The sequence below is a fragment of the Halorientalis pallida genome, from assembly GCF_049605515.1.
Classification (GTDB): Archaea; Halobacteriota; Halobacteria; order Halobacteriales; family Haloarculaceae; genus Halorientalis; species Halorientalis pallida_A.
The window spans coordinates 3,321,063-3,336,192 of sequence record NZ_CP187158.1 but is presented as its reverse complement, the minus strand read 5'-3'; the positions used below and the strand labels follow the sequence as shown (position 1 = coordinate 3,336,192).

The 15,130-nt window shown below is 68.7% G+C and carries 17 protein-coding genes; 9 read left to right on the top strand and 8 right to left on the bottom strand.

Annotated elements, in window-relative coordinates:
- The first annotated feature begins 59 nt into the window (after positions 1-59).
- Positions 60-857 (top strand): hypothetical protein, encoded by a 798-nt coding sequence (locus ACOZ4N_RS18840; protein WP_424017903.1) that lies wholly within the window; start codon positions 60-62, stop codon positions 855-857.
- A gap of 94 nt (positions 858-951) precedes the next feature.
- Here the strand turns inward: ACOZ4N_RS18840 and ACOZ4N_RS18835 are convergent, their stop codons facing one another.
- Entirely contained in the window at positions 952-2,001 is a 1,050-nt protein-coding gene (locus tag ACOZ4N_RS18835; protein ID WP_424017902.1) for a dipeptide epimerase, read from the bottom strand.
- The gene (locus tag ACOZ4N_RS18830; RefSeq protein WP_424017901.1) at positions 1,998-3,011 is read right to left on the bottom strand and encodes a DUF1611 domain-containing protein; all 1,014 of its coding nucleotides are present in this window, start codon (positions 3,009-3,011) and stop codon (positions 1,998-2,000) included. The genes ACOZ4N_RS18835 and ACOZ4N_RS18830 overlap by 4 nt, the downstream gene beginning before the upstream one ends.
- A gap of 74 nt (positions 3,012-3,085) precedes the next feature.
- On the opposite strand from ACOZ4N_RS18830, the gene ACOZ4N_RS18825 reads away from it, so the two are divergent.
- Positions 3,086-4,384 carry a hypothetical protein gene (locus ACOZ4N_RS18825; protein ID WP_424017900.1) on the top strand — a complete coding sequence of 433 codons (1,299 nt, stop codon included), beginning with the start codon at positions 3,086-3,088 and terminating at the stop codon, positions 4,382-4,384.
- 50 nt (positions 4,385-4,434) lie between these two features.
- The gene (locus ACOZ4N_RS18820) at positions 4,435-5,451 is read left to right on the top strand and encodes a hypothetical protein (RefSeq protein WP_424017899.1); all 1,017 of its coding nucleotides are present in this window, start codon (positions 4,435-4,437) and stop codon (positions 5,449-5,451) included.
- Here ACOZ4N_RS18820 and ACOZ4N_RS18815 read toward each other — a convergent pair.
- Both ACOZ4N_RS18815 and ACOZ4N_RS18810 read right to left on the bottom strand, forming a co-directional pair.
- On the bottom strand, positions 5,444-6,331 hold the full coding sequence (locus ACOZ4N_RS18815; RefSeq protein WP_424017898.1) for a Vms1/Ankzf1 family peptidyl-tRNA hydrolase: 888 nt from the start codon (positions 6,329-6,331) through the stop codon (positions 5,444-5,446). The genes ACOZ4N_RS18820 and ACOZ4N_RS18815 overlap by 8 nt on opposite strands.
- Positions 6,332-6,356: 25 nt before the next feature.
- Entirely contained in the window at positions 6,357-6,743 is a 387-nt protein-coding gene (locus ACOZ4N_RS18810) for a DUF5802 family protein (RefSeq protein WP_424017897.1), read from the bottom strand.
- A 283-nt stretch (positions 6,744-7,026) separates the two neighbouring features.
- Between ACOZ4N_RS18810 and ACOZ4N_RS18805 the strand changes: the two genes are divergently transcribed.
- Positions 7,027-8,067 (top strand): hypothetical protein, encoded by a 1,041-nt coding sequence (locus ACOZ4N_RS18805; RefSeq protein WP_424017896.1) that lies wholly within the window; start codon positions 7,027-7,029, stop codon positions 8,065-8,067.
- A 46-nt stretch (positions 8,068-8,113) separates the two neighbouring features.
- Positions 8,114-8,767, top strand: a complete 654-nt coding sequence (locus ACOZ4N_RS18800) for a metalloregulator ArsR/SmtB family transcription factor (protein ID WP_424017895.1) — start codon at positions 8,114-8,116, stop codon at positions 8,765-8,767.
- Here the strand turns inward: ACOZ4N_RS18800 and ACOZ4N_RS18795 are convergent.
- Positions 8,764-9,327 carry a hypothetical protein gene (locus tag ACOZ4N_RS18795; RefSeq protein WP_424017894.1) on the bottom strand — a complete coding sequence of 188 codons (564 nt, stop codon included), beginning with the start codon at positions 9,325-9,327 and terminating at the stop codon, positions 8,764-8,766. The two genes, ACOZ4N_RS18800 and ACOZ4N_RS18795, sit on opposite strands and share 4 nt — an antisense overlap.
- 90 nt (positions 9,328-9,417) lie before the next feature.
- On the opposite strand from ACOZ4N_RS18795, the gene gatD reads away from it, so the two are divergent.
- Genes gatD through ACOZ4N_RS18775 form a run of 4 tightly spaced genes read left to right on the top strand, consistent with a single transcriptional unit; the run spans position 9,418 to position 12,283 of the window.
- A complete protein-coding gene (gene gatD / locus ACOZ4N_RS18790) occupies positions 9,418-10,665 on the top strand; it encodes a Glu-tRNA(Gln) amidotransferase subunit GatD (protein ID WP_424017893.1) in 1,248 nt (415 codons plus the stop codon).
- Position 10,666: 1 nt separating this feature from the next.
- The gene (locus ACOZ4N_RS18785; RefSeq protein ID WP_424017892.1) at positions 10,667-11,608 is read left to right on the top strand and encodes an N-acetyltransferase family protein; all 942 of its coding nucleotides are present in this window, start codon (positions 10,667-10,669) and stop codon (positions 11,606-11,608) included.
- 49 nt (positions 11,609-11,657) lie between these two features.
- Positions 11,658-11,891 (top strand): antitoxin VapB family protein, encoded by a 234-nt coding sequence (locus ACOZ4N_RS18780; RefSeq protein ID WP_424017891.1) that lies wholly within the window; start codon positions 11,658-11,660, stop codon positions 11,889-11,891.
- Complete coding sequence (locus ACOZ4N_RS18775) at positions 11,888-12,283, top strand: PIN domain-containing protein (protein WP_424017890.1); 396 nt, start codon at positions 11,888-11,890, stop codon at positions 12,281-12,283. The genes ACOZ4N_RS18780 and ACOZ4N_RS18775 overlap by 4 nt, the downstream gene beginning before the upstream one ends.
- Before the next feature lie 18 nt (positions 12,284-12,301).
- On the opposite strand, the gene ACOZ4N_RS18770 is transcribed toward ACOZ4N_RS18775, so the two are convergent.
- The 3 genes from ACOZ4N_RS18770 to ACOZ4N_RS18760 form a co-directional block, all read right to left on the bottom strand.
- Positions 12,302-12,580, bottom strand: a complete 279-nt coding sequence (locus tag ACOZ4N_RS18770; RefSeq protein WP_424017889.1) for a ubiquitin-like small modifier protein 1 — start codon at positions 12,578-12,580, stop codon at positions 12,302-12,304.
- Between the two features lie 73 nt (positions 12,581-12,653).
- Positions 12,654-13,844: a hypothetical protein gene (locus tag ACOZ4N_RS18765; protein WP_424017888.1), complete on the bottom strand. Its 1,191-nt coding sequence runs from the start codon at positions 13,842-13,844 to the stop codon at positions 12,654-12,656.
- Positions 13,844-15,076 (bottom strand): potassium channel family protein, encoded by a 1,233-nt coding sequence (locus ACOZ4N_RS18760; protein WP_424017887.1) that lies wholly within the window; start codon positions 15,074-15,076, stop codon positions 13,844-13,846. Before ACOZ4N_RS18760 ends, ACOZ4N_RS18765 begins: the two co-directional genes overlap by 1 nt.
- Positions 15,077-15,130 lie beyond the last annotated feature (54 nt).

Genomic DNA, 15,130 nt, shown 5'->3' with positions numbered 1-15,130 from the left:
AGAACCTCCATGGATGTGTTTGAGCGAATATTTTTCTATTCGGATAGATAAATGCCAGTATGAAACGTCGAGCTTTTATTTCACTCACCGGGGCGGCCGTTTTCGCTGGTTGTTCGTCTAACGACTCCAATCCGTCTTCAGAACCTCAGGCGTCGGCGATGCCGGGACAATCTACACAGCCGGAAGTGCTGACGGCTAATCATGTCTATGAGTGGGAAACGTTCGGCGATGCGGGTGATAATGCAGCGACGGCATCAACGCCCGGCGTGCCGATAATGATTGCCGGCCGATATCGAATTCCAGTCTCAGACGGGCAGCTTGATATGACCGAGCAGATCCAGATTTACGATAACAGTGGGCAGCGCATTGCGTCGGATTCACATACGGAGCAACAACTCGCATCAGGCGACTCTGAACGATGGGAGCATGGTCTGGCGTTTCAGACTGGTTCATGGGATACTGGTAGTTACACTGCTGAGGTCCTAATTAGAGACAACGCGACTGATCAAGTCTCCGAGCCAGCCGAAGTGGAATTCGAGATGCGTCCCCAACTACCCACTGCAAATATTTCTGTCGAACGTGTAGACGCACCGGCAACCGTCTCAACCGGAGAACCATACCAACCTCGGGTTGTTTTCAGCAATGACGGTGGACGTGACGGAGGGTTCATATCGACATTTAGTGCACGAGACAGTATCTCGCAGTGGCAAACTTTCCGCACGCCAGTCGCATTGACTATTCCAAGGGGAGGGACGAACGACTACGAGTTTGGCTCGGTAACGTTTGACCAAACAGGTGAGCTAAGGCTCAGGATAGACAGGCTCGATTATTCATGGACAGTGACTGTTACCGACTGATGCGCTAGGAGTTGTTACAACCGAACTAGAAGTCAGTGAGCGTAACCTGCTTGTTGAGTTCTTTCTGTCATCGTTGGTAGACATCTCATAGCCACTATGTACCCCTGTGCCGCGCACCCGTCCCCACCCGGTCGACCCGGGACAGGTCGATCTCGCCGCCCGGCATCCCGATACCCTCGAAGGCATCCTCGGCGAGCAACAGCGACCCATCGAGGTCGGCGTAGTCGGCCAGCGGTGTGAGGTGGGCCGCGGCCGCGATGGACGCGTCGGTCTCGGTCATGCAACCGAGCATCACGTCCAGTCCGCACGCGCGGGCGGCGTGGCACATCCGGAGGACTGGCCAGACGCCGCCGCTTTTCGTGAGTTTCAGGACCGCGATATCGGCGGCTTCGGCGACACGGGGAACGTCGGCGGGGGCCACGCAACTCTCGTCGGCCGCGACGGGGAGCGGCCCTTCTGCGCTCACGCGGGCCAGTCCGTCGAGGTCGTCGGCTGTGACGGGTTGCTCGACGAACTCGACCCCGTGGTCGGCCAGGAATTCACTCATCGCGACCGCCTCGTCGGCGTCCCAGGCCCCGTTGGCATCGACCCGGATCGTCGCCTCGGGCACCCGGTCGCGGACGGCCCGGACGATCTCCCGATCCCGGTCGGTCCCGAGTTTGAGCTTCAGGATGTCGTAGGTCTCGGCCGCGCGGGCCGCTCGCTCGGCCATCCGGTCGGTGTCGTCGATGCCGACGGTGAAGGAGGTGGTGATCGGGCGGCCGGGATCGAGCCCGAGGAGTCGATAGAGTGGCATCTCGGCCTGTTTGGCGGCCAGGTCGGCCAGCGCGATACTGACGGCGGCCCGGGCCCCGGGGTGGGCGGCGGGGCCGCCGGCGGCGTCGGTGAGGCGGCGGGCGATCCGCTGGCGGTTGTGCGGGTCACAGTCCGCGACGGCCGCCAGCAGGTCGGGGAGCGCGTCGGTGATCGCCTCGCGGGACGCGCTGTAGTAGTCGGCCGGGGCCGCGCCGCCGACCCCCAGATTGCCCGCCTCGTCGTCCACCCGGACGACGACGTTCTCCGAGACCGTCGTGGTGCCACGGGAGATCCCGAACGGTTCGGCGAGTTCGAGGTCGTGCCACGCGAAGTCGGTCGAGCGGGTCATCGCAGGGCGTCGAGCAGTTCGCCGGCCCCGAAGCGCACCGGGTCGGTCGCGGGCGCGTCGATGGCCGTGGCGTACTCGATGACCGCCTGGTTGGCGTCGGCGGCGTCGAGCTGGTCCGTGTTCAACGCGCCGGCGGCCACGGTGGTGTCCGCGACGGGCGCGGCGAGGTCCTCGTACAGCGAAGCGACCTCGGCGACGGGCGGGATGGCGAACTCCTCGTAGCCGTGGATCGCCTCGCGGCCGGCCTCGTGACACAGGACGAGCGCGTCGGGCATCGCCCCGTGGAGGATACCACAGGTCACCGCCGAGTAGGCGGGGTGGGTGATCGACCCCTGGCCTTCGACGACCAGCAGGTCGTGGTCGTCGCCGCGCTCGCGGACCATCCGCTCGACCGCGCCCGCGACGAAGTCACTGGGGACGCGGTCGACGACGATTCCCCAGTCCTCGATCAGGACGCCGGTCTGGCCGGTCGGGATCAGGGCGGCGTCGATCCCCCGCTCTCGGGCGGCCGCGACGAGTTCGGCGCTCGTGGTCATCTTCCCGGTCGAGCAGTCCGTCCCGACGGTGAGTACCACGTCGGCGTCGACCTCGCGGGCGCGGCCGTCGGCGACGGACAGCTCCGCGGGCGGCCGGCGCAGATCCCTGAGTTCGACTCCGCGGTCGTCCGCGAGGGCGGCGAACTCCTCGTCTTCGGCGAGGAAGTAGTGCAAGCCGGAGAGCACGTCACACCCGCGTTCGATGGCGCCGCGCACGTCGGGCCGCCAGGACTCGTCGAACTCGCCGCCGATGGGAGCGATGCCGATCACCAGTGCGTCGACCGGGTCGGGCACGTCGTCGATGTCGGCGACGATCGGGGCGTCCTGCACGTCCGGGAGGTGGTCGGCGACCCGCTCGCCGGCGCGATCGCGGTCGAGGACGGCGGTCACGTCGTAGTCGGCGTATCGGAGGACGCCGACGGCGGTCTTGGCTCGGTCGGGGAACCGCTCGTGGGCGAGAACGGCGACGTTCATACCCGATCCGTGTCGTGGCTCGGGGATAAACACTACACCCATCTTTTTGTGTAGATATTGCGTGACACTTCGGTATGCGCCGTCTAACGACAGCGCTCCTGGTGGGGGGCGTCCTAGTACTCACACTCGTCGCCACGCCGGCGGCGGGCGCACAGTCCACGACCGACGGAAACGAGACGGCCGTCGGCGTCGAAATCGAAACCTGGACCGTTACGGGGCTCTCGATAGACGAGAACGCGACGGATCGGACCCGGCGGGCCGTGGCCGCGAACCTCAGCGTTCCGGCCGACAACGTCCTCCTGCAACCGGCCAACGGCACGGCAGAGGTGTTCGGTGAGGGCCTGTCGACGGCCGCCATCGCGGACGGGTTCGCCGCGGCCGGGTTCTCGCCGAACGCGGTGCGCCGGGGGGCCACCGACCGGACGCGTGCGACCGTCGTCCGTGTTCTGCAGACCAGACTCGATATGCGGGGGATCGACGCGACCGCGAAGACCGTCACCGTCGACGGCATCCCACACGTCGTCGTCACGGGTGCCAACCGGACTCAGGTCGGGGCGATACTCCGGAACCGCGGCCGGGTCGAAATCATCGCGCACTATCCGGTCACGAACGACGGGCAGACGGTCTACCGAGAGACGACGCTCCTCGAAAACGAGGACTTCGTTCGCATCGGGGAAGCACGAGCGAGTCGCCCATTCACGGACCGGCCCACCGTCGAGGTGTTCCTCGGCGTCGAGTCCGCCCGTGAAGCCGCCGCGAAGGTGAAACGCGCCGGGTTCACCGAGGAAGGGGTCACGGCCTGTCCCGACGACGCAGCCGAAAACCCCGACACGGCCAAGGGGTACTGCATCTACACCTACTTCAACGGCGAGTTCGTCTCCGCGCGGTCGCTGGGCGGGGACATCGCCTGGGCGATCAACTTCCAGGAGTACGACGAAGACCCCTCGGTCTTCCTCATCACCGATACCACGAGAGAGGCCCAGCAACTGGCCGCGACGCTCCGTAGCGGCGCGTTCCCGGCCCCGCTGTCGGTCACCCCACTCTCGGACTCGGTCAGAGCGGCCGCACTCGAGACGGACGAACCCGTCGACGAAGGGACGGTCGACACGCCCGACACACCCACGCCCGATACACCGGAGGACACGACTACGGAACCGACCGACAGCGTCCCCACGACCGAGCAGAGAGTCGATACGCCAGCCACCGAGGAACCGACCGACGCCACTCCGACCGCCACGACCGCCGAGTCGACGGACAACTCGACGGGCGTCGTGACGGTCACGGACGCAGTCGGCCCGGGATTCTCGCCCGCGACCGCGCTGGTCGCCCTGGTCCTCGCGACCGTCTCGCTACTGGCCGCCCGGGCGCGATAGGACGCGACCGAACCGTATCTTTTTGCGTGAACGAGAGGACACCCTCGGATATGCGCCGCCCAGCGATAGCCCTCCTGGTGGCGGGTGCGTTCGCGCTCGCGCTCGTCGCCGCGCCGGGAGCCGGAGCACAGCCCACACCGGACGGGAACGAGACCGTCGTCGGAGCCGAGATCGGCGACGACGCGTCCGACCGGACCGTCGAGACCGTCGCCGCCGTCCTCGAAACGAGACTCGACCTCGCGGGGATCGACGGCCACGTCGCGACCACGAGGGTCGACGGGACGCAGTTCGTCGCCGTCGTCACCGACGCCGACCGGGAGAGCGTCAGGGAACTGCTCCGGGACCAGGGTCGGGTCGAGATCGTCGCCCGGTTCCCGGTCGAGACGAACGGTTCGACGGGGTACCGCGAGGAGACGCTGTTGACGACCGACGACTTCGAGACCGTCGGCTCGGCACAGGCCGGGCGCGGGAGCATCCAGCCCCACGTTCCCGTCACGCTCGGAGCGAGCGCGGCCCGGAACTACTCACAGGCCCTCCAGGAGTACGGGTTCACTGACGAGGGAATCGGGACGTGTCCGCCCGACGCCGATCAGAACCCCGACGAGGCGACCGGGCACTGCCTCTACACGGTCGACGACGGCGAGGTGCTGTACGCGGCGTCGATGGGGCGGCAACTCGCCCGGGCCATGCGAAACGGGGAGTTCGTCGCCAACCCCTCGTTCATCATGACGACGAGTAATCTGAGCGCGGCCGAACGGCTGTCCGTCACCCTCCGGTCGGGGGCGTATCCGGTGTCGCTGTCGGTCGGCGACCTTCCCACCGCCGTCGAATCGGCCGCACTGGCGAGCGCCGAGAACGCGTCGGCGGACCGGGACGGGACGGCCGACGCATCGGGCGGGACCGGATCGACGGCGGAGGCGACGACCGACGAGTCGGCCGACGGGACGGCCGGGCCGACCACGGAGGCGGTCAGCGAGACCGGCGCGTTCGGACCGGGTTTCACGCCGCTGGCCGCGCTCGTCGCGGTCCTCGCGAGTTGCGGTCCCCTCCTCACCCGACTCAGATAGTGCGCAGCTGTACCGTCCAGAAGTCGCGGAAGGCGTCGTCGAGTGCGGGTTCGGGGTCTCCGGTCGCGTCGACCGTCGCGGTCACGTCCGCGACCGACGAGAACTCGGGCAGGACCGTCCGCTCGCCGACGACGTACAGCGGGTCGGTGGTTCGCTCGTCGAGGGCCTCCAGACAGCGGTCGACGTGCGAGTCGATCTGTTCGTCGCGCAGTCGCTCGAACCGTGCCTGCGAGAACCCGCCTTTGGAGTGTTGACTCTTGAGGTCCGAGTCGAAGCCGTGGAACGCGGTCCGCTCGCGGCCGTCGTACTCGCCCATGGCGAACAGGTCCGACCGGACCAGTGCGAGGGTGAACTGCCCCTCGGGTTCGAACCAGGTCCGGTCGAACTGGAACCCGTCGCCCCACTCGGCGAACGGATCCGGTGGAGCCGGGACCGAGAGGGTCGCGCTGACGAGGCCGGCGTCGTCGGTCACCGCGAGACAGGGTGTGGCCTCGGACACCAGCGTCGCGCGGTCGCCGAAGCCGTCCCGTACTGCGTCGGGGGTGTCGTCGGCGACGTAGGCCGTCAGCGCGCCCTCGGGGTCGGTGTCGACCGATTCGAGGCGGTCCAGCACCGCGGCCAGGCGCTCACCCCGGAGCCGTTCGCGGCGGCGGTAGTCGAGCGACCCCTCCTCGTCCCGGAGGCGGTCGACGGTGCCCTCCAGGTCGGCGATCCGGTCTTCGAGGCGGTTGGCCCGCTGTTGGGCCTCCTGTCGAGCGCTGGCGGCGTCGGCGCGGCGCTCCTGTTCGGCCTCCAGTTGTCGTTCGAGGTGGCGTTTGTCCTCCTCTAGCTCCGCGATGCGCTCTTTGAGGTCGGCACGCCCCAGCAGCTCGTCGAGCATCACCGGAGAGGACAGCGGAGAGGGCTTAAATTGCGGGGCCGCCCGGACCGTCGGCGAGATCGTCGGCGGCGACGCCTCCTCCAGTCATCGTCAGTAACTGTCGGGCACGGTCGGCCTTGGCCAGCAGAACTTCCGTGAGCGCCGGTGGATTTCGGACGCGCGTGTCTTCGAGGACCGACGGCGGCACGGCGAGTGTGTCCTCTGGCACGTCGTCCGCGCCGGTCACGGGGAAGTGTCGTTCGTCGACTTTCATCACCAGCGGTCTGTCGAGCCGCTCGACGCCCTCGCCGTCGGCGTAGAGTTGCTCGTTGACGCGCTCGTGTTGGGCACGACTGATGGCTGCGGTCTCACTCTCGCCCGGCGTCACGTACAACCGGCCGAGGTAGTACCCGCTCGAAAACCGCTCGAACATGCTATACGGTGACACCTACCACATCAGCGTAGAAAAACCTTGGCCGGTGCCCTTATGTCGTCGCGCTTTCACCGGGTTTCGGCGAACGGATTGCGGTGGCGGGCAGGGACGACACGGCCGGGGGGTGCCGTCGCGGGCAGGTCGGCCCAGACAGGTTCGGGAGTCGACGGTGGAGCAGGCAGTGTAAACGCTATTGGACGGTCTGGAGTCGTGAGAACGGTCGGGTGAACAGTGAGAACGGATCTCCGCTTTTTTGTGCGTTACCGGTATAGATACGGTCAGTATGAGTGCTCGTGGGACACTGTTGGCCGTGGTCGCCGTCGTGGTCGGTGTCGCCCTGGTCGCCGTCCCGGTGTTCGGTGCCGTCGGCGGCATCGCGCCGGCCAGCGACGGGGCGTCGGCGGTCCAGACGAACGAAACCAACGAGACGGCGAGTAACGTGAGTATCGGGGCCCGGATCTCCTCGTTCATGCAGGCGAGCAGTGCGGAGACGGACAGTTCCGTCGAGGCGGGGATGTGGGCCGCCAAGTTCAACCGGTCCGACGAGGGTCAACGGCCGGCCGTCGTCCAGTCCCGCATCGACCGACTGGAGCGACGGAGCGAGCGGTTGCGCGAGCGCATGTCGACCCTCCAGGCGAAATACGAGAACGGCACGATCCCACGGGTGGCCTACAGGGCACAGGCGAGTCGGCTCACTGCGGAGCTGGACGCACTCGGTGAGTCGATCAACGAGACCGGCGAGCGAGCGCGGGCCGTCGGCGTGAACACCACCCAGCTCGATCGGCTCAGGACGCAGGCACGGAACCTGAGCGGGCAGGAAGTCGCGGCCGTCGCGCGCGAACTCGGCGTGGGTCGGCCGGACCACGCCGGGCCACCCGCAGACAGAGGCCCCGACGACGCCGGTCCGCCCGACGACCGGGGCCCGGGCCAGACCGGTCCGCCCGAGGATGTCGGGCCGTCGAAGAACGTGACGGGCGACGATCAGCCGGGACCGCCGGCCGACCGCGGCGGGAACGGCGGTCCGCCCGGTGACACCGAGACCGGACCGACGACCGACGGCGAGTCGCCGGCCGACCGGAGATCAAACGGCAGTAGGGGCGGTCCAGGCGGGGCTGACGGTGAAACCGGCGGTGCGGACCCGAGCGACGGGTCGGACGAGACGGACGACGATGCTGGCAACGCCGCCGAGGACGCGGCGAACGGTGCCGAGGACGCGGGCGGCGGCCCGGACGCCGATTCGGACGACTCGAACTCCGGGAACGGTGGCCCCGCTGGCCCTGCCGGAGGCAGTGACGGCGGTGGCGGACCACCCGGCCGCACCTGACCGCGGCCAGTTAGCCTTTTCACTGGTCATCGCTTACGTTCGGTAAATGGATTCGGCCGAGTTACTCAACCTCCTGGGAAACGAGAACCGCAGACGGATCCTGCGGCTGCTCGCCCGGAAGCCCTGTTACGTGACCGAGATCAGCGAGTATCTCGGCGTGAGTCCGAAAGCAGTCATCGACCACCTCCGGAAACTCGAAGAAGCCGGCCTCGTCGAGAGCCGGACCGACGACCAGCGCCGGAAGTACTACTTCATCTCACAGAACCTCCGACTGGAAGTCAGCGTCTCACCGTACGGGTTCGGGGCGAAAAGCGCCTACCCCGCGAGCCAGAGCCTCGACGTGACCGCCAGCTGTCGCCACCTGAAAATCGACGTGAGCACGCGTGATCCGAGCGACATCCGCGACGTGGCGACGGAGCTGGCGCGGCTCGAACAGCTGGAAAACGAGCTGTCGATGGCCCAGCGGTGGGTCCAGGGGCGACTCGCCGCCGTCATGGAACAGCTCGGTGAGAAACTCGACGTGGACGACACGCGCCTCTACGCCGACGTGTTGAGTGCGCTGGTCGAGGGGCCGGCCGACACGGACGAGATCGTCGAGTCCGTCGAAGCACCCCCACCGGTCGTTCGCGAGGCGCTGACCGAACTCGAGGAGAACGATCTGCTCGCCCGCGAGGGCGACCAGTGGCGACTCACCGACTAGAGGTCACGGGTCACCCCGGACCGCAGGTCCCGGCCGAAGTAGTGCCCGAGCAGCGCCGCGAGGACACCGAACCCGACGCCGACGGCGACGAGCGGGACACCCGGGCCGACCGCCGTCAGGACCAGATTCCCGAGCAACCAGCTGACCCCCGACGCGAGCGCGCCGCTGGCCGATGCCTCGACGTAGCGGGACCGCTCACCCGCGAGGCCGGCAGCGAACGCGGCCGCGGCGATGCCGACGAGTCCGCCGATAGAGCCGAAGGGGAGGACCATGCCCGCCAGCACCATCCCGGCGACGCTGGTGACGAGCAGGAGCAGGAACGCGCGGAGCGAGAACAGTCCCTCGACGGGTGACCGCAGACGCGACGCGACCGCACCGAACGGCGCACGGACGGCGGCCCCGAGCCGGCCGGCAAGCCCGGGACTGCCGGTGTCGTCAGGCGTGGACGGCCCGGTGTCGGTCTCGACCGGTGGCTCGTCGTCGAGTCCGAACGACGCGTCGTCGAGTGGCTCCTCGACGGACTCGTCCGACCGGGTCCGCTGATCGGAACGTTCGGCCATACGAGACGTTCCGCGCGGGCCGACGTGAGTCTTTTCCCGCGGGCCGGTCGGAAGGATGGTTTCAAGTCCGGGCACGCGGTACGCTGGGGTATGAACCCAGGGGACCGGGTCCGCGTCGAGCGCGCGGACCAGACGTACGAGGGCGTCTTGCTGCCCTCGACGACCGCCGAGAACCTCGTCGTCAAACTGGAGAGCGGGTACAACGTCGGCGTCGACCGGGACGCGGCGTCGGTCGAGGTACTCGAAGCGGACACGTACGACGTGGAGGGCGCACAGGACGCCGAGGGCGAGTCGGCCATCGAGTTCGACGACGACCTGCCGACGATCTCGCTGATCTCGACCGGCGGGACCATCGCCTCGACCGTCGACTACCGGACGGGCGCGGTGACCGCCCAGTTCGACGCCGAGGACGTGCTGCGGGCGGTGCCCGACCTCGCGGGGCGGGCGAACTACCGCGGCCGCGTCGTCGCCAACATCCTGAGCGAGAACATGACGCCCGACGTGTGGCAGGACCTGGCACGCGCCGTGAGAGAGGAGATCGAGGCCGGCGCGGACGGCGTCGTCGTCATGCACGGCACCGACACGATGCAGTTCACCGCCTCGGCGCTGGCGTTCATGCTCGACACGCCCGTGCCCATCGTCTTCACGGGGAGCCAGCGCTCGGCCGACCGGCCCTCCTCGGACAACGTGATGAACGCCGTCTGTGCGGTCGAGGCCGCCAAATCCGACTGCGCCGAGGTCATGGTCTGTATGCACGCCGACGAGGCCGACGAACGGTGTGCGCTCCACCGGGGCACCCGCGTCCGGAAGAACCACACGTCCCGGCGGGACGCCTTCGAGACCGTCGGTGCGAAGCCACTCGGCGAGGTTGACTACGACACCGAGGAGATCACGTTCCGCCGCGAGTACGCCGAGCGCGGCGCGACCGACCTCGCACTGCAGGACGACCTGGCGACCGACGTGAGCCTCGTGAAGTTCACGCCCGGCACCGATCCCGCGATGCTCGAAACCGCAGCAGAGGGAGCGGCCGGCGTCGTCGTCGAGGGCACGGGACTGGGCCACGTCAACACCGACTGGATCGAGACCGTCGAGGCCGTGACTGATCGGGGCACGACGGTCGTGATGACCAGCCAGTGTCTGGAAGGACGGGTCTGTGACCGTGTGTACGACACCGGCCGGGACCTGCTCGACGCCGGCGTGGTCGAGGGCGAGGATATGCTCCCGGGGACGGCGAAGGTGAAACTGATGTGGGTGCTGGAAAACGCCGACGACCCCGCCCGGGCCATGCGCGAGCCGCTGGCCGGCGAGATCCAGGCCCAGTCGCGGCCCTGGACCTGAGATGAGTGACGAGGGGGGCGACGGGGCCGACGGCCCGACCGTCCGCGTCCGGCAGGCCCGCGCCGACGACCACGACGGGATCGTCGCCTTCACCGAGGACACCTGGCCGGATCGCGAGGTGACTGATTATCTCCCCCGCGTGTTCCCCGAGTGGGTCGAGAGCGACGGGCCCGACCAGCGGACGTTCGTGGCGACGGTCGATGGCGACCCCGCGGGTGTCCTGCAGGGCGTCATGCTCTCCGAGTACGAGGGGTGGGCGCAGGGGATGCGCGTCGCCCCCGACGCTCGCGGCCTGGGACTGGCCCACCGACTCACCGGGGCCGTCTTCGACTGGGCGGCCGAGCAGGGCGCGACCGTCTGTCGCAACCTCGTGTTCTCCTGGAACGCACAGGGGATGGGGACCTCGCGGGGTATCGGCTTCGAGCCAGTCTCCGAGTTCCGGTGGGTCCACCCCGAACCCGACGCGGACGCGAGCGCCGACACGGACCACGAGGTCACCGACCACGCTGACGCCGCCTGGAGCTTCTGGCGACGGAGCGACGCCAGTCGGACGCTCCGGGGACTCGCGCTGGCCCCCGACGAGTCTTGGGCCGTGCGGGAACTGACCCGCGAGGACCTCCGGCGACTCGCAGACGAGACCGCGGTGTTCGCGGTGCAGGCGGAGGGCGGCGGGACACAGGGGATGGCCTACCGCGCTCGCGACTACGAACCCGGCGACGGCGACGAGCGGATCGCGGAGTACGGCGTCGCCGCGTGGGTGGACGTGTCCGCGGCCCGCGCGCTGTTCGCCGGCATCGCGCGGGACGCCGCTGGAGTCGGTGCAGATCGGACGCGCGTCCTGATCCCCGAGACTGCGCGGGCGGTCAGCGACGCCGCTTACGCCGGTGTCGAACTCGGCGAGGAACCCGATTTCGTGCTGGAAGCGGACCTGAGCGGGTGGTGACGATAGCGCGAGCCGAGGATTTTAGTCGTATGCACACACGTGTATACACATGGGCACCGACTACAAGAACGTCCGGCTGACCGAGGAGGCGTACGAGAAGCTCCGGAGTCGGAAACGGGAGGGGGAGTCGTTCTCGGACGTGGTCGCCCGGTTGGCCGGCGAACGGTCGCTGCTGGAGCTCAGAGGGATTCTCGACGATGACGAAGCCGACGCGATCGAAGACGCGCTCGCGGAGAGTTACGAGGGGTACGCCGACGACCTCGCCGCCGACTGGGACGAATGATCCTCGACACGTCGGTCTTGCTGGATCTGATGCGGGACGACTCGGCCGCGGTCGAACGCGTCCACGGCCTCGAATCCGACGGCATTCCGCAGCGACTCTCGGCGATGACACTGTACGAACTGCACTGGGGACTGGGCTACAGTGATCGGTCCGGAGCAGAACGGGCCGAAATCGAAGCGGTCGTCGAATCGCGGACGCTGTACGACGTGACGCCGGAGATCCTCCGAAAGGCGGGTCGGATCGGTGGCCGACTGCGGAGCGAGGGGCGGCCGCTGAACGACCCGGGCGACGAGATCATCGGCGCGACCGGAATCGTCCACGACGAGCCCGTGCTGACTGGAAACCCCGACGACTTTCGGCGGATCGACGGGCTCACCGTCGTGACGTACTGAGTTCGTTCGATGGCCGCCTCACCCGCCGCTGACCGGCGGGAACAGCGCGAGTTCGTCGCCCGCTTCCAGTTCGGTGTCTCGGCCCGCAGCGGAGACGAAGGGGTTGTCCCCGTTGTGGAGGACGCGGATGTGGTCGCGCAACTCGCCGTCGTCGTTCAGCACTTCCTCGGCGAGTTCGGGGTGGGCCTCCAGCAGTGCGTCGAGCGCGTCGCCGAAGGTCGCCCCCGGCTCTACGTCGACCTCGACCTCGGACTGACCGACGACTTCCTTGAGATTGGCGAACAGCTTCCACTCCATATCCGGAGGAGCGGCCGCGGCGGCAAAAGCCGTTGCCCTTCGGTCGGCGGTTCGCCCGCGGTCGACCCGCCCGTCAGTCGTCGTCGGCCGCCGTCGTCCCCGTCGGTGGCGCGGTCGAATCAGCCCCCTTCGCGGCGGCTTCGAGCTTGCGGAGACGTTCGGGTTTCGCCACCGCGTAGACTGCATCGCCGGCCGCGAGGACGTGGCTCCGGTCGGGCAGCGCCTCGATGCCGTCGTCGGCCAGTCGAACTGCGATCACGGCCACGTTGAGCGAGCCGACGGGCTGGCCCGCCAGCGAGCTCTCGGACTCGATGTCGACGACGCTCATCGTCTCCTCGGCGGCCCGGAGTAACGAGGCGAACTCCCGGTCGGTCCGGGACTCGACGGGCAGCGTGACCAGGCGGTACTCCGTCTCGGCGTCGAGTGTGGGCGTGTCGGCGGCGTCGACGGCCAGGGTCACGGCGTCGCCGGCGATCCCCCGCACTTCGGCGGTCGTGACCCGCTCGAAGGGGTCGGGTCGCCACACCTGCACCACGTCGCCGGAACTGGCGGCGAAGGCGGGGTCGGCCTGCACGGCGACGGCGGCGGTCTCCGGCGGGAGCGTCGGGCCGATACCCGCGACCCGCGCGCCGATGGCGAGGTACTCGACGGTGCCGTCGTCGGCGAGGTCCACGTCGACGTGACCGACGCCGAAGTCGCCCTTGATCCGGGTTCGCAGACGGTCTTCCAGATCCGCGACGGTCAGCCGCTTGGGAAAGAGGAAGGTCCGGCCGGCGAGTTGTTCTTTGGTCTCGGCGGCGACGGGATCGTAGCCGACGATGTCGTCGATCTCCTCGGGGAGGTCGACCGCGATCACGCGGCCGACGGCCTCGACGACGCGGCTGACCTCGCCCTCGACGCTCGTGCTGCCGGTCGCGGCAAAGAGGTCGTTGCCGAATCGGTCGCCCACGTCGACGGCCCCGGCCGCGACGAGACTCGCGACGGCGACGGCCGCGATGTTGAACAGCGCGGTTTCCGGCGAGAGCGGGTTGGTGCCGCCGCTCGTCGGCGCGATGACCTGGCCGAGTGCCGTCATCGTGTTCAACGAGACCGCGACACCGCTGAGCCCCACCAGGACGGGGAGGCCGCGCTGGATCCGCTCGCGCGTGTACCACCGGTACAGCAGTGCGACGATCCCCGAGAGAACGCCCGCCAGCACGGCCAGACCGACCAGTTTCGCGAGTGCGAGCACCAGCCGGTCGAACAGCGTGACCGTCTGGACCATCACGCGACCACCTCCGCGAACGCGTCGAGTTTGTCGGGCGGCCCGACCGCGAACACCTCGTCGCCGCCGGCGAGCGCGGTCGTCCCCTGGGGGACCAGTTGCCAGCCCGTCGGTTTCCTGACGGCCAGTATCGCCACGCCGTGTGTCTCCCGGGCGTTGGCGGCCCCGAGCGTCACGCCGTCGAGGGCGCTCTCCGCGGCCACCGTGAATCGGCGGAACCGCTTGCCCGTGCGCCGGAGCAGGGAGATGAGTTCGTACTCCAGCCGGGTCCCGCGCGCCTCGACGACGACGCGGGCCCGGTCGGCCCGGACCAGCGGCTCCGCGTCTGTCCGGGTGACCGCGGCCGTGAGCCGCCCCTCACCGCCGGCCGTCGTCGGTGCTCGCACGGCCCTCGGTGTCGACTCCTCGTCGTCGTCCTCGACGTGGGCGGGCGTCGTCGGCGCAGTCAGGCGCTTGTCGGCCTCCGGGTCAGCGGACTTCGCGCTCACGACCGTCCCGCTGACCTGCGCGTCGGCCGTGATGAGGGTCACCTCGTCACCCCGGGCCAGCCCGGTCGGGATGAGAGCGTCGACCGACACGGCCCGCTTGCCCGCCGGGACGCGCTTCGAGAGCCCGGAGAAGGGCGGCGCGGCCGCGACCGACGCCCGGCCGCGTTCGTCGATGGTCACCGTCACGTCCCCGAGGTCGAACTCCGTTCGGAGCCGTTCGGCGACCCGTTCTTCCAGTTCCGAGACGCGCAGATCCGCCGGGAAGGTGTACTCGGCCTCGCGGATCTCGGTCCGGAGGTCGTCGGACAGCGGCGGGTACCCCTCCATGTCCGACACGTCGCCGGCAACGTCGATGCGGACCTGGCCGCCCGCCACGAGGTCCGCGAGGTCCCGCGAGAGCGTGCGCTCGCGGAGTTTCGACAGGGAGAGTTTCCGGGGCGCGTTCGCACCCAGCTGGTCGCCCTTGGCGTGGGCGTACAGCGAGAGCGCCGTCACGACCAGGATGGCGGTCACCAGCGTCGGCGCGTTGGCCGACTGCGTAACCGTGGGGTCGGCCAGCGCCAGCAGACCGCCGCTGACGCCCGCGAGCGCGACCGCCAGCACGACCACACCGAACCCGGGTATCGAGACGCCGGTGAAGTACTTGAATCCGAAGCCGAGCGTCCACGCGACCAGCGCAGGGATGATACCAGTGAGAAAGCCGAGATAGATGCCCAGCAGAACTTCGACCGGGAGCGAGGCCATGGACTGGCTGGGACCGCCTCCTACAAACCAGTACCGCCGGCAGATGTCCGGTTC

Excerpts from the sequence above, each read along its gene's own strand:
- ACOZ4N_RS18775 (WP_424017890.1), top strand. The coding sequence starts at position 11,888 with ATGATCCTCGACACGTCGGTCTTGCTGGATCTGATGCGGGACGACTCG.
- ACOZ4N_RS18765 (WP_424017888.1), bottom strand. The coding sequence starts at position 13,844 with ATGGTCCAGACGGTCACGCTGTTCGACCGGCTGGTGCTCGCACTCGCG.
- ACOZ4N_RS18820 (WP_424017899.1), top strand. The coding sequence starts at position 4,435 with ATGCGCCGCCCAGCGATAGCCCTCCTGGTGGCGGGTGCGTTCGCGCTC.
- ACOZ4N_RS18810 (WP_424017897.1), bottom strand. The coding sequence starts at position 6,743 with ATGTTCGAGCGGTTTTCGAGCGGGTACTACCTCGGCCGGTTGTACGTG.
- ACOZ4N_RS18830 (WP_424017901.1), bottom strand. The coding sequence starts at position 3,011 with ATGAACGTCGCCGTTCTCGCCCACGAGCGGTTCCCCGACCGAGCCAAG.
- ACOZ4N_RS18795 (WP_424017894.1), bottom strand. The coding sequence starts at position 9,327 with ATGGCCGAACGTTCCGATCAGCGGACCCGGTCGGACGAGTCCGTCGAG.
- ACOZ4N_RS18760 (WP_424017887.1), bottom strand. The coding sequence starts at position 15,076 with ATGGCCTCGCTCCCGGTCGAAGTTCTGCTGGGCATCTATCTCGGCTTT.
- ACOZ4N_RS18800 (WP_424017895.1), top strand. The coding sequence starts at position 8,114 with ATGGATTCGGCCGAGTTACTCAACCTCCTGGGAAACGAGAACCGCAGA.
- ACOZ4N_RS18835 (WP_424017902.1), bottom strand. The coding sequence starts at position 2,001 with ATGACCCGCTCGACCGACTTCGCGTGGCACGACCTCGAACTCGCCGAA.
- ACOZ4N_RS18805 (WP_424017896.1), top strand. The coding sequence starts at position 7,027 with ATGAGTGCTCGTGGGACACTGTTGGCCGTGGTCGCCGTCGTGGTCGGT.
- ACOZ4N_RS18770 (WP_424017889.1), bottom strand. The coding sequence starts at position 12,580 with ATGGAGTGGAAGCTGTTCGCCAATCTCAAGGAAGTCGTCGGTCAGTCC.
- ACOZ4N_RS18780 (WP_424017891.1), top strand. The coding sequence starts at position 11,658 with ATGGGCACCGACTACAAGAACGTCCGGCTGACCGAGGAGGCGTACGAG.
- gatD (WP_424017893.1), top strand. The coding sequence starts at position 9,418 with ATGAACCCAGGGGACCGGGTCCGCGTCGAGCGCGCGGACCAGACGTAC.
- ACOZ4N_RS18785 (WP_424017892.1), top strand. The coding sequence starts at position 10,667 with ATGAGTGACGAGGGGGGCGACGGGGCCGACGGCCCGACCGTCCGCGTC.
- ACOZ4N_RS18815 (WP_424017898.1), bottom strand. The coding sequence starts at position 6,331 with ATGCTCGACGAGCTGCTGGGGCGTGCCGACCTCAAAGAGCGCATCGCG.
- ACOZ4N_RS18840 (WP_424017903.1), top strand. The coding sequence starts at position 60 with ATGAAACGTCGAGCTTTTATTTCACTCACCGGGGCGGCCGTTTTCGCT.
- ACOZ4N_RS18825 (WP_424017900.1), top strand. The coding sequence starts at position 3,086 with ATGCGCCGTCTAACGACAGCGCTCCTGGTGGGGGGCGTCCTAGTACTC.